The 12,586-nt window shown below is 64.7% G+C and carries 13 protein-coding genes; 11 read left to right on the top strand and 2 right to left on the bottom strand.

Annotated elements, in window-relative coordinates; genetic code table 11:
- The first annotated feature begins 5 nt into the window (after window positions 1–5).
- The 3 genes from AAHK20_RS16230 (at window position 6) to AAHK20_RS16220 (ending at window position 1,641) form a co-directional block, all read left to right on the top strand.
- Complete coding sequence (locus tag AAHK20_RS16230; protein ID WP_449182510.1) at window positions 6–575, top strand: cytochrome b; 570 nt, start codon at window positions 6–8, stop codon at window positions 573–575.
- Between the two features lie 131 nt (window positions 576–706).
- Window positions 707–1,129, top strand: a complete 423-nt coding sequence (locus tag AAHK20_RS16225) for an ACT domain-containing protein (protein ID WP_449182509.1) — start codon at window positions 707–709, stop codon at window positions 1,127–1,129.
- Between the two features lie 50 nt (window positions 1,130–1,179).
- Complete coding sequence (locus tag AAHK20_RS16220; RefSeq protein ID WP_449182508.1) at window positions 1,180–1,641, top strand: hypothetical protein; 462 nt, start codon at window positions 1,180–1,182, stop codon at window positions 1,639–1,641.
- A 49-nt stretch (window positions 1,642–1,690) separates the two neighbouring features.
- Here the strand turns inward: AAHK20_RS16220 and AAHK20_RS16215 are convergent, their stop codons facing one another.
- Together AAHK20_RS16215 and AAHK20_RS16210 are read right to left on the bottom strand one after the other, a co-directional pair.
- Window positions 1,691–2,614 (bottom strand): glutaminase, encoded by a 924-nt coding sequence (locus AAHK20_RS16215; protein ID WP_449182507.1) that lies wholly within the window; start codon window positions 2,612–2,614, stop codon window positions 1,691–1,693.
- 91 nt (window positions 2,615–2,705) lie between these two features.
- On the bottom strand, window positions 2,706–3,875 hold the full coding sequence (locus tag AAHK20_RS16210) for a 2-aminoethylphosphonate--pyruvate transaminase (protein ID WP_449182506.1): 1,170 nt from the start codon (window positions 3,873–3,875) through the stop codon (window positions 2,706–2,708).
- A 299-nt stretch (window positions 3,876–4,174) separates the two neighbouring features.
- Between AAHK20_RS16210 and phnS the strand changes: the two genes are divergently transcribed.
- The 8 genes from phnS to AAHK20_RS16170 all read left to right on the top strand — a co-directional run bounded on the left by phnS (window position 4,175) and on the right by AAHK20_RS16170 (window position 12,344).
- Window positions 4,175–5,266: a 2-aminoethylphosphonate ABC transporter substrate-binding protein gene (phnS, locus tag AAHK20_RS16205; RefSeq protein WP_449182505.1), complete on the top strand. Its 1,092-nt coding sequence runs from the start codon at window positions 4,175–4,177 to the stop codon at window positions 5,264–5,266.
- 83 nt (window positions 5,267–5,349) lie between these two features.
- The gene (phnT, locus tag AAHK20_RS16200; protein ID WP_449182504.1) at window positions 5,350–6,450 is read left to right on the top strand and encodes a 2-aminoethylphosphonate ABC transport system ATP-binding subunit PhnT; all 1,101 of its coding nucleotides are present in this window, start codon (window positions 5,350–5,352) and stop codon (window positions 6,448–6,450) included.
- Window positions 6,428–7,360, top strand: a complete 933-nt coding sequence (locus AAHK20_RS16195) for a 2-aminoethylphosphonate ABC transporter permease subunit (RefSeq protein ID WP_449182503.1) — start codon at window positions 6,428–6,430, stop codon at window positions 7,358–7,360. Before phnT ends, AAHK20_RS16195 begins: the two co-directional genes overlap by 23 nt.
- Complete coding sequence (gene phnV / locus AAHK20_RS16190) at window positions 7,350–8,222, top strand: 2-aminoethylphosphonate ABC transport system, membrane component PhnV (protein WP_449182502.1); 873 nt, start codon at window positions 7,350–7,352, stop codon at window positions 8,220–8,222. The genes AAHK20_RS16195 and phnV overlap by 11 nt, the downstream gene beginning before the upstream one ends.
- An 87-nt stretch (window positions 8,223–8,309) precedes the next feature.
- Complete coding sequence (locus tag AAHK20_RS16185; protein ID WP_449182501.1) at window positions 8,310–9,008, top strand: phosphonate utilization associated transcriptional regulator; 699 nt, start codon at window positions 8,310–8,312, stop codon at window positions 9,006–9,008.
- A 66-nt stretch (window positions 9,009–9,074) separates the two neighbouring features.
- Entirely contained in the window at window positions 9,075–10,334 is a 1,260-nt protein-coding gene (gene phnA, locus AAHK20_RS16180; RefSeq protein WP_449182500.1) for a phosphonoacetate hydrolase, read from the top strand.
- Window positions 10,331–11,794 carry a phosphonoacetaldehyde dehydrogenase gene (phnY, locus tag AAHK20_RS16175; protein ID WP_449182499.1) on the top strand — a complete coding sequence of 488 codons (1,464 nt, stop codon included), beginning with the start codon at window positions 10,331–10,333 and terminating at the stop codon, window positions 11,792–11,794. Before phnA ends, phnY begins: the two co-directional genes overlap by 4 nt.
- 4 nt (window positions 11,795–11,798) lie before the next feature.
- Window positions 11,799–12,344 carry a phosphonate degradation HD-domain oxygenase gene (locus AAHK20_RS16170; protein ID WP_449182498.1) on the top strand — a complete coding sequence of 182 codons (546 nt, stop codon included), beginning with the start codon at window positions 11,799–11,801 and terminating at the stop codon, window positions 12,342–12,344.
- Window positions 12,345–12,586: the final 242 nt, after the last annotated feature.

The following is a 12,586-nucleotide window of genomic DNA, read 5'->3' as shown; positions in this document are numbered from 1 at the left end:
CGATCTTGAAACCTTCCATCACCCGCTACGGAATGGTCGCTCAGTTTTTTCATTGGGCTACGGCTGTTCTGGTACTGATTGCTTTCACGTTGGGTCCTGGTGGACCGGAGTCGCGCGTTTACTCCGACGCCGCGGACTTCGGCAGGCGGCTCCATGAAACCCTCGGATTGTGCGTGTTCGCGCTCGCCATTTTGCGTTTGCTATGGCGGGCAATCGACCGGCGCCCGGCCGTTGAACTGGATTCGCCCTGGATGGGGCTCGCCGCGACGGTTGTCCAATGGATCCTCATCGTGCTCTTGCTGGCGCTTCCGATCACTGCGATCACGGGAGCGTGGCTGGAAGGACATCCGCTAACGCTCGTCGCCGGTATCGATGTCGCACCGATGTTTCAAACTGCACGGGCAACAGGCGCAACCGTCGCAGGGATACACGGGTGGCTCGGCGACGCCATCATGTGGGTCGCAGGGCTTCATGCACTCGCAGCCCTTTTCCATCACTTCGTGCTGAAAGATCACGTGCTGGCGTCGATGCTGCCCGGTTGGCTGATCGCAAACCGATCGAAAACCGGACGCTGAGCACCGCGGTGGTCCATCCATGCGCGGATAGAAGACTCGCGCAGGCCGCCGCGTGACGCGGCTTACCTTGCTCGCGTGCCGTTCGTGAAGTAGATTTTTCTGATGAGGTTCGTCACGCGGGAGGGACTGCGATGGAACTGAGCGTGGAACGTGTCGATGTGTGGGCAGCCACCATCGACGACAAACCGGGCGGCCTTGCGAAGGTACTCGGCGTCTTACGGGATGCAGGTGTCGACTTGCAGTTCATTGTGGCGCGCCGCACGCCTGAGTCATCGGGCAAGGGGGTCGTGTTTGTCGCGCCGCTGCAAGATGACACGGCGATCCGTGCCGCCACCCAGGCGGGGTTCAGCGTCACCCCGAGCCTTTGCTCCGTCCGTGTAATGGGTTTGGACCAATTGGGCATCATCGCGCAATTGACCCAGATGTTGGCGGACGGCGGGATCAACCTGCGCGGCATCTCGACCGCTGTGCTTGGAACGCAGTTCATTTCCTATCTGGCGCTCGACTCGTCGGAGGATGCCGATAAGGCGATCGACATTCTTCAAAGGGCCTGAAGCGCCCGGACTCGACTGCGAATCCCGGCGCCGGGAGGAGGTCGAGCGCGATGAAAACAGCGACGACCGGAAGGCGGGTAGTGTGGGCGCTCGCGCTCTGCATGGTTGTGACGTGCGCGGCGGTTGGCGGTGCGTTGCTGTTCGAGCTGTCGGTGATCCGGCATGCCGTGAGCGATTTCCGCCGGGACGAGGCATTGGCGCAAGCCGGCATCGCGCGTGGCGAGCCGGCCACGCCCGCGGAGCGGTTCAATCCGCCCTATCTGAAGCAGTACGGGTTGGACCGCAACCTGTACCAGGACATTCACGGAAACTCTTCGCCAACGGGTGCCGATTGGCGGCGATGGGGCTTGCGAACCAAGGCCGCAGCCACGGTGATGTGGCTGGGCCACGATCCGCCGGGAACCTGGTGGACCTTCGTTCAGATCAAGTGCGTCGACCGGTTTCCTCAAGCTCACGCCGACAGCGAGCCGATCGTCGATGTTGCCGACGCTTGCCTTGGTGAACCGCATTGATCGACGCACAGCCAGGCGGGGCAGTGCCGCCTTCGCCGCTGGCGCGCAATCAAAAAATCGACTGCCCCGTCAGCGTGGTCAACCATTCCAATGACTTGACGCCCGCCAGCGAATTGCCGTTCGCGTCGAGCCCGGGCGACCAGACGCACACCGCCATCTCCCCCGGCAGCACGGCGACGATCCCGCCGCCGACGCCGCTTTTCGCCGGCAGCCCGACGCGATAGACGAAGTCGCCTGCCGCATCGTAGGTGCCGCAGGTCAGCATCAGCGCGGAGAGGCGTTTGGCCGAGCTGGCGTCGAGGACGCGCTCGCCCGTGACCGGCGCGACGCCGCCGTTGGCGAGGAATAGGGCGGCTGTCGCCAGTTCGACGCAATTCATTTCGATCGCGCACTGGCGGCAATAGGCGTCGATGACGATTTCGGGCGGCATCTGCAAGTTGCCGAAGCTGGCGATGAAGTGCGCCATCGCGCGGTTGCGTTCGGCGTTCGCGAGTTCGGAGTTGGCGACGCGCAGATCGTAGTCGAGGTCGGCCACGCCGGTCAGGCGCCGCATGAACTGGACGAGCGCGGTTTCGGCGCCGACGAAGCGGCGGCACAACACGTCGGTGACGACGAGCGCGCCCGCGTTGATGAACGGATTGCGCGGTTTGCCGCGCTCGCTTTCGAGCTGCACGAGCGAGTTGAACGCGGTGCCCGATGGTTCGCGGCCGACGCGTTCCCAAAGCTCGTCGCCGAGCATCTTGAACGCGAGCGTGCAAGCGAAGAGCTTCGAAATGCTCTGGATGGAGAAGCGTTGCTTGGCATCGCCGATCGAAAACACGCGGCCGTCGAGCGTGACGACCGCCATGCCGAAGCGCTCGGCGGGCACCTTGGCGAGTTCGGGAATGTAATCGGCGACGCGCCCGGCGGTGCGCCACGGCGTGATGTCGCGATAAATCTGTTCGAGGATCGCGGAGTAGTTCTGGTCGGTCATTGACGGGTGCGTCCGAAGGCCCATGAGCGCGGGCCGCGATGATACCGCAGCCCGCTTTCACCGTCCCTATCGCTGCCCCTATCTCAGTCCCTCAGCGCACCTGCACGCCCAGCGCCGTCAGCGTCCGCCCGATCGCGGCGACCACGTTGTGCATCTCGTTCGCATCGATCGCGCCGATGCAGCCGACCCGGAACGTCTCCATCTTGGTCAGCTTGCCCGGGTAGAGCACATAGCCCGCATCCCGCACCGCCGCATAGAACGTCTTGAAGTCGTACGCGGGGTCGCGCGGCGCATGGAACGTGACGATCACCGGCGCTTGCACCTCCGGTTTCAGGAACGGCTCGAAGCCGAGCGCGCGCATGCCTTCGACGAGCACTTCGCAATTCTTCGCATAGCGCGCGCCGCGAGCCGGCATGCCGCCAACGGCTAAGAACTGGTCGAGGGCGGCGCGCAGCGCGGCGATGACGTGCGTCGGCGGCGTGAAGCGCCACTGCGTCGTCTTGCGCATATAGACGTATTGATCGTGCAAATCGAGCGCGAGCGACGGCGAGCGGCCCTCGCTCGCTTCGAGCACCTCGCGCCGCACGATCACGAAGCCCATGCCCGGCACGCCTTCGAGGCACTTGCCGGAGGCCGAGATCAGCGCATCGATGCCGCCGCGCGAGAGGTCGATCGGCAGCGCGCCGAACGAGCTCATCGCGTCGACGATCAGGCTCTTGCCGTGGCGCTTGCAGAGCGCGGCGATCTCGTCGAGCGGATTCAGGAGGCCCGCGCTCGTCTCCAGATGCACCTGCGCGACGTGCGTGATGCGCGAGTTCTGGTTGAACGCGTCTTCCATGGCGGCCACGCTGACGGGCTCGTCGTCGTCGAGTGAAAGCTCGATGTAATCGATGGCGAGCCGCTGCAGGATGCGGATGATGCGCGCGCAATACGCGCCGTTGTTCGGCACGAGCACGCAACCCTGGCGCGGCACGAGCGTGCCGAGCGCCGCCTCCACCGAGAACGTGCCGCTGCCCTGGAGCGGCACGCACACGTACTCCTGGCCGCCGTTCGCGATGGCAATCAGATCGGCGCAGACGCTTTGCGTCATCTGGTTGAAGGCGGCGTCCCACGAGCCCCAGTCGCGCAGCATCGCTTGCCGCGTCGCAGGCGAAGTTGTCAGCGGTCCTGGCGTAAGCAGGATCGGTTCGTTACCTAAAATCACAGTGGCTCCTAGTGGAAAGTGGCTCGAGAAAGGACGATGAGCACCGGATCGGCACATCGATCGTCATGTATTTTATTGGCGAATTGTGTCATTTTTTGGTTTTTGTGAGAATCGTCATAGCGCTGTCACGGAAGCCTGTGATTCTTGCCGTGCCCGCACAGGCCAAGGTGAGAGCGCTGGAAGCATTATTTGGCTCGAAATCCCGTCGTGCAAGCAGCTCTCGGGTTGTCGACAATCTGCAAAATGCGTCGCCCGACTGTGGCAATGTGTGCAGCGCCGCCGCGCTGCCGTTCAATCACAACAGGGATCGGGGTTATCCCCGACCAATAGTCTTTCCTCCCTTCGGAGAAAACGAGATGAAGACGACGAAACACCACGCGACTGCCCGTATCGTCCGCAAGCTGCTGCCGGCGCTCGCCGCGGCAGCGCTGTTCGAGGGCATGGCGATGTCTGCGCACGCCGCCGATGCGGTGGTGCTGTACACGGCCGACGGCCTCGAGAATCTCTACAAGGACGTGCTGCCGGCGTTCGAAAAACAGGAAGGCGTCAAGGTCAACATCGTGACGGCCGGAAGTGGCGAAGTTGTGAACCGCGCGACGGTGGAGAAGGATTCGCCGAAGGCCGACGTGATCGTGACGCTGCCGCCGTTCATCCAGCAGGCCGCGCAAACCGGCCTGCTGCAGCCGTACCAGAGCGTGAACTACAAGAACGTGCCGGCGATCGCGAAGGCGCCGGACGGCGCCTGGGCGACGTTCGTCAACAACTACTTCTCGTTCGCGATCAACCCGGACGTCGTGAAGACCCAGCCGAAGACGTTCGCCGACCTGCTGCACCCCGACTACAGCGGCAAAGTCGCGTACTCGAACCCGGCGACGGCCGGCGACGGCATGGCGGTCATCATCCTGACGACGTCGCTGATGGGTGAAGACAAGGCGTTCGACTACCTGAAGAAGCTCGAGCAAAGCGCCAAGTTCCACACCAAGGGCACGGGCTACCTCGACGTGCTGCTGTCGCGCAACGAAATCTCGGTCGCGAACGGCGATCTGCAGATGGACCTCGACGACGCAGCCAACGGCGGCCTGTCGCTCAAGCCGATTTTCCTCGCGGCAACGGCGGGCGGCCAGCCGACCACGTTCCAGCTGCCGTACGCGATCGGCCTGATCAAGAACGGCCCGAACCAGGCTGAAGGCAAGAAGCTGATCGACTACCTGATGTCGACCGAGGTGCAGTCGAAGGTGCCGGACATCTTCGGCATCCCGGGCCGCACCGACGTGCCGCTCACGGGCAAGAACGGCGAAGCGGTCAAGCAGGCGATCGCCGGCGTGAAGCTCGTTCCGGTGGACTGGAACCACGTGATGGCGAAGAAGGCCGACTGGACGGCACGCTGGAAGAACGAAGTGATCGGCAATTCGGGCAAGCAGATCGAAGTCGTGAAGCCGGCGCAGTAAGCCGCGCGGCTGAGCCGATGTAGTTGAGGGCCTGTTCTCGGCGAGAACAGGCCCTGGTGCAATCAAGAAAGAGGATGAAGCCGGTGACAACTGCCAGCCTTGCTCACCCCGGCGCGCTGGGCGCCGCACGTGACGCGCGGGAAGACGCGCTGACGGGCACGCCCGACGGCGTGCATATCGAACATCTGACCGTGCGCTTCGGCGCGCGCACCGTGCTCGACGATTTATCGCTGACGATCGAGCGCGGCGAGCTCTTGACGGTGCTCGGCAAGAGCGGCTGCGGCAAGACCACGTTGTTGCGGTTCATCGCCGGCTTTGTCGAAACCGAAGGTCTGGCCGGCACGCTGACGGTGGCGGGCCGCGACCTCACGCATGTGCCGCCGCACAAGCGCAATCTCGGCTTGCTGTTCCAGAGCTACGCGCTGTTTCCGCACCTGTCGGTGTTCGAGAACGTCGCGTTCGGGCTGCGCGCGCGGCGCGTGTCCTCGGGCGAGGTGTCGCGGCGCGTGGCCGATGCGCTCAAGCTCGTGCAGCTCGGCGACGCGGGTCACGTCATGCCGGCGCAGCTCTCGGGCGGCATGCAGCAGCGCGTCGCGCTCGCGCGCGCGCTCGTGATCGAGCCCGACGTCTTGCTGCTCGACGAGCCGCTTTCCGCACTCGACGCCAATCTGCGCGCATCGGTGCGTTCCGAATTGAAATCGCTGCATGAACGCCTGCCGAACCTGACGATCGTCTGCGTCACGCACGACCAGGACGACGCGCTCGTGCTGTCCGACCGCACGCTGCTGATGCGCGAAGGCCGCATCGCGCAGCTCGGCACACCGCAGCAGCTGTATGACACGCCGAACGACGGCTTCGTCGCGCGCTATCTCGGCGCGGCCAACCTGCTGCCGCCTCACGTCGCGTTCCCGCTCGGCGATTCGCGCTACGAGGTGCGCGACCGCGTCGCGTGCATCCGCCCGGAGCGCCTGCGCATCGTGCCGCTCGGCGAGGCGGCGTTGCACGGCGTGATTACGTCGGTCGAGTGGTATGGCTCGGCGCTCTCGGTCCAGGTCGCGCTCGATGCGATGCCGAACGAGCCCGTGCTGATCGCGACCCAACGCGGCCTCGGCATGACGCCTGAAAAGGGCGCCCGGATTTCCTTGCACTATGAGGCGGATGATGTCGTCCTTATCCAGCCCTGAGGCGCTTGCCGCACTCGATGCGCGCCGCGCGGCGACGGCGGCCGCGCATGCCGCCCACGCTCGCCGCCGCGAGCGCGCCGCGCAATGGCATCTCGTGTTCTTGACGGTGGTGGTGCTCGGGCCGCTCGTCATTTACCCGCTGATTCGTCTCGTGCTGTTGAGCCTGACCGGGGCGCACGGCGGTTTGAGCTTTCAGGCCTACGCGTCGTTTTTTCAGAACCCCGAGACGCGCGGCGTCGTCGGCACCACGCTGTGGGTGTTGTTCGCTAGCGCCGGGCTCGCTTCGGTGCTCGGCGTCGCGCTCGCGTCGATGCTGTTCTTCAAGCCGTTTCCGGGCGCGAAGCTCGTCACGCGCTTTCTCGAACTGTTCGTGGCGTTTCCGTCGTTTCTCGTCGCGTTCACGCTGATCTTCCTGTACGGCTCGCAGGGCTCGGTCAGCATCGGCCTGCAGCGCCTCTTTCACCTCGACCAGCCGCCGCTCAATTTCCTGTTCGGAATCGGCGGCGTGATTCTCGCGGAAGTCGTGTTCTACGCGCCGTTCGTCGTGCGGCCGACGCTCGCTTCCTTCGCCACGCTCGACATGCGTCTTGTCGAAGCCGCGAAGAGCCTTGGCGCAAACGGCTGGATGGTGGCGTTTCGCGTGATTCTGCCGATCGCGTGGCCCGGCATCGCGGCGGGCACGATCCTGTGCTTCCTGCTGACGTTGAACGAGTTCGGCATTCTGCTCGTGCTCGGCAGCGCGCACCTGATCACGCTGCCGGTGGCGATCTATAGCTCGGCGACCGTCGATCTCGACTTGCCGACCGCCGCCGCGGGCGCGGTCGTGATGCTGGCGATGTCGTTGTCTTTGTATGCGTTGTATCGCCGGGTCAACCGGCGCAAGACGGGGAGCGCTGGAAATGGCCGCTGATCTGAATCCTGGCGCCGCGCCGCGCCTGCCCAGGGTGAAGCCTGTGCCGCATCCGGCACGCCGCACGCTCCTCGCCCGTATCGGCAGCGGGGCGTTCCTCGTGTTCGCCGCGTTGCTGTGCTTCTGGCTCTTCGTGCTGCCGGTGCTGGTCGTCGCGCTCTCCAGCGTCGCCGCGCACTGGTCCGGCACGATCCTGCCCGACGGCTTGAGCATGCGCTGGTTCGAGCGTCTCGGCTCCAGCGATTTCGACGCGCTCACGACGAGCCTCGAAATCGGCTTCGGCGTCGCCGTGCTCGGCACGGCGCTCGGCCTGTGGCTCGCGCTGGCGCTCGAAGGCCGCGACCGGCGCGGCCTCGGCGCGTTCGTCGACATGATCGCGATGATGCCCAACGGCGTGCCGAGCGTCGTGCTCGGGCTTGCCGTGCTGATCGCGTATCACAAGCGGCCGCTCGATCTGTCGAGTTCGGCGGCGATCGTCGTGTTCGTGCAATTGGCGCTCGTGATGCCGTTCTGCTACCGCTGCGCGGCCGCCGCGCTGCGCCCCGAGCTGACGATCTTGCGCGAAGCCGCCGCGAGCCTTGGCGCACCGCCGTCGATGGTCCTGCGACGGGTCGTGCTGCCGCAACTGGTGCCCGCGATCCGCGCGAGTCTCGCGCTCGGGTTCGCACTCTCGCTCGGCGAGCTGGGCGCGACGCTGACGGTGTATCCGCCGGGCTTCGCGACCGTGCCGATCGTCGTCGTCGGACAGGTCGAGCGCGGCTATTACTTGCCGGCGTCGGCGTTGTCGCTGGTCCTGTTGCTGGCGTCGCTCGCCGCGCTGCTGCTGATCGCCGCGCGCGTGCCGCGCAAGCGCATCGATTGAGGCGATGGCGCGAAGGCGTCGGCACGGACGGGCAAGCGTGCCGGCCGCCAGCGGCATACACGCATCGATGTGGCAAAGAATGTTGAAATGACCGAAAATATGGAAATTCAAACGCTCGATCCGATCGAGGTTCTGCGCAGCCATTCGCTGCCGGCGCTGGTGCGCGACGAGATTGAGCGCAACATCATCGGCGGCGCGCTCGAGCCGGGCGAGAAGCTCAACGAAGCCGATTGGGCGGCGCGTCTGAAGGTGTCGCGCGGGCCGGTGCGCGAGGCGTTCCGCGCGCTCGAACAGGCGGGCCTCTTGCGTACCGAGAAGAACCGCGGCGTGTTCGTGCGCACCGTGTCGCTCGAAGAGGCCGACGAGATTTACGCTGTGCGCGGGGCGCTCGAAGAAGCCGCGTGCCGGATGCTCGCCGCGCGCATCGACGCGAAGCAGGTCGCGTTGCTGCGCGAGCACCTCGACGCGATGGGCGAGGCGCTCGCCGCGCACGACCCCGACGCCTACGCGCGCATCAACGTCGCGTTCCATGACGCGATCGTCGCGGCGTCGGGCAACGGCAAGCTGCACGAAACGTATCGGCGGCTCGTCGGCGAGTTGAGCCTGTTCCGGCGAGCGGCGTTGAGCGTGCACGCCGACGCGATGCAACAGTCGCTCGCCGAGCACCGGGCGATCGTGACGGCGCTGGCCTCGCGCGATCCCGCGCGCGCCGAAGCGCTGATGCGCGCGCACGTGGAGGGCGGCCGGCGGCGCGCGCATGCCGCTTACGAAGAATCGTCGGCATGAAAGACGTCGACAAACTTAACGAATCCGATGTACGAACGCGCGCGACCGACGCGCATGGAACCAAAGATGTCAGCGAATCTTGAACGCACTATCGAAGTAAACGGCCGCGCCTACCGGATGCCGGCCGTGCCGACCGTGGTCGTCTGCGTCGACGGCTGCGAATACGACTACCTGGAAGCGGCGGTCGCCGCCGGCGTCGCGCCGTTCATCGGCAAGATGCTGCGCGACGGCGCGGCGTTCAAGGGCGATTGCGTGATCCCGTCGTTCACCAACCCGAACAACTTGTCGATCGTCTGCGGCGTGCCGCCTTCGGTGCACGGCATCTGCGGCAACTACTTCTGGGACCCGGACGCGGACGGCGGCAAGGGCGCCGAAGTGATGATGAACGACCCAGCGTATCTGCGCGCCGGGACGATTTTGGCGTCGGCGGCGAACGCGGGCGCGTCGGTGGCCGTGGTCACCGCGAAAGACAAACTGCGCCGCCTCCTCGGCTGGCAATTGAACGGCATCTGCTTCTCGGCCGAAAAGGCCGACAAAGCGACGCGCGAAGAAAACGGTATCGACAACGTGCTCGAACTCGTCGGGCTGCCGGTGCCAGACGTGTACAGCGCGGGTTTGTCGGAATTCGTGTTCGCGGCGGGCGTGCGGTTGGCGCAAACGCGCAAGATCGACCTCATGTACCTGTCGACGACCGACTACGTGCAGCACAAGGCGGCGCCGGGCAGCGCCGACGCCAATGCGTTCTACGCGATGATGGACCGCTACCTCGCGCAGCTCGACGAACTCGGCTGGGCAATCGGCCTCACCGCCGACCACGGCATGAACGCCAAGCACGATCCGGAAACGGGCGAACCGAACGTCATCTACTTGCAGGACGTGATGGACGAGTGGCTCGGTGCGCGGGCTGCGCGCGTGATTCTGCCGATCACGGATCCGTACGTCGTGCATCACGGCGCGCTCGGGTCGTTCGCGACGATCTACCTGCCGCGTGATGCCGACGCATCGCAAATCATCGGACGCATCGCGGCGATGGACGGCGTCGACATCGCGCTCGACAACCGCACCGCGTGCGAGCGATTCGAACTGCCGCGCGATCGCGTCGGCGATGTGGTGGTCGTGAGCAAGCAGAACGTCGTCCTCGGCACGCGCCGCGATGAGCACGACCTGTCGGGGCTGACGGTGCCGCTGCGTTCGCACGGCGGTTTGTCGGAGCAAACGGTGCCGCTCGTCTTCAACCGCAAGACCGACGGCTTGCCGGGCCGCGCCCGCATGCGCAATTTCGACATCTTCGATGTCGCGCTGAACCACTTGGCGATGCAATCATGAACACACTCAGTCTTCAACATCCAGTCGATCACCCCGCGTTTCGCGCAGAAGCGCTGCGCATCAAGGGCGAACGTGCTGTGCGCGAGCGCACGCTCGATGTCTTCGATCCTTATACGGGGCAGCGTGTCGGAACCGTCCCGCTTGCAAGCGTCGAAGACGTGCGGGAAGCGCTGGCGTATGCGGCTAACTACCAGGCGAAGCTGTCGCGCTATGAGCGAGCGCAGATTCTCGAGCGCGCGGGTGCGCTGTTGCGCGAGCGAACGGAAGCCGCCTCCGATCTGATCTCGTTCGAATCGGGTTTGTCGAAACAGGATTCGCGCTACGAGATCGGTCGCGTCGCCGACGTGCTCAAGTTTGCGGCGATCGAAGCGCTGCGCGATGACGGACAAAGTTTCTCGTGCGATCTGACGCCGCATGGCAAGTCGCGGCGCGTGTTCACGCAGCGCGAGCCGCTCGCGGGCGTGATCGTCGCGATTACGCCGTTCAACCATCCGATGAACCAGGTCGCGCACAAGCTCGCGCCGGCGATCGCGACGAATAATCGCGTGGTGCTGAAGCCGTCTGAGAAAGTGCCGCTGTCGGCGTATTTTCTGGCGGACATCCTGTATGAAGCCGGACTGCCCGCGCCGATGCTGCAGGTCCTGACCGGCGACCCGCGCGAGATCGCCGACGAGCTCATCACGAACCCGGCGGTGGATCTGGTGACGTTCACCGGCGGCGTGGCGATCGGCAAGTACATCGCTTCGAAAGCGGGCTACCGGCGCGTCGTGCTGGAACTCGGCGGGAACGATCCGCTGATCGTGCTCCAGGATGCCGACATCGAACGCGCCGCATCGCTCGCGGTGCAGGGCTCCTATAAGAACTCGGGCCAACGCTGTACCGCCGTCAAGCGCATGCTGGTGCAAAAGAGCATCGCGGAGCGATTCACTGAGTTGGTCGTCGAAAAGACGCGTGCATGGTCGTACGGCGACCCATTCGACGAGTCCAGTCAAATGGGCACCGTCATCGACGAGCCCGCAGCTCAGCTATTCGAGGCGCGCGTGAACGAAGCCGTCGCTCAAGGCGCGCGGCTGCTCGCCGGCAACAAGCGTGCAGGCGCGCTGTATTCGCCGACGGTCGTCGACCGCGTGGACCCATCGATGACGCTCGTGCGCGAAGAAACCTTCGGCCCCGTCTCGCCGATCATCACGTTCGACACGATCGACGACGCCATCCGCATCAGCAACGGCACGGCGTTCGGATTGTCGTCGGGCTTGTGCACGAATCGCTCCGACGTGATCGCGCGCTTCGTCAACGAACTGCGGGTGGGCACGGTCAACGTATGGGAGGTGCCGGGATATCGGATCGAGCTGACGCCATTCGGCGGCATCAAGGATTCGGGCCTTGGCTATAAGGAAGGGGTTCAGGAAGCGATGAAGAGCTTTACGAACCTCAAGACGTTTTCGTTGCCTTGGGAGTGAGTGAATGGCACTGAGTCTCGACGATATCCGTTCGCTGTTTGCGCAGCATGGCGCCATCTCTTACAGCGGGGAGCCCGTCAGCCAGCTTGAACATGCGTTGCAAAGCGGCAAGCTTGCTGAAGACGAGGGCGCGAGCGAGGAACTGGTCGCAGCGGCATTCCTCCATGACCTGGGGCATTTATTGAACCTGCACGGCGAGACACCGACGGAGCGCGGCATCGACGATCTCCACCAGTACTTCGCGCTGCCGTTCTTGCGGCCGGTCTTGCCGCCCGCGGTGCTCGAACCGATTCGTTTGCACGTGGATGCCAAACGCTGCTTGTGCGCAATCGACAAGACGTACTTCGACAAGCTCTCTGAGGATTCGGTGCGCAGCCTGAAATTGCAAGGCGGTGTATTTAGCGAAGAGGAAGCGCAGGCATTCCTGCAATTGCCGTATGCGCAAGACGCACTGCGTTTGCGGCAATGGGACGATCGCGCTAAGACGGCAGGTAAGGACACGCCGGATATCGAGCACTTCTTGGGCGTAGTTGAGCGGGTGATGTGCTAGCGGTTTTGCCGTGCTTATCTAGGCTACGTGCACTCGTGGCCTAGGTGGCTTGCCGAGTCGCTAACGACTGCTTCTATATAGAGCGACGCATGCGTGCATGCGTCGCTCTAAATTCTTCAAAATACCGCTTGCCAGGTGGGGAGAGGGTGGCTAGAATCTCGGTCTTTCGCGCTTCGGAGTGAAGCGCGAGGGAAGCGAGGCAGGTGGGGCGCGAGTAGTGCGCAGCCCGATCTGGCAAGGCT

This window comes from Trinickia camelliae (genome assembly GCF_053525655.1).
This window is presented reverse-complemented; position numbering and strand designations above follow the sequence as displayed.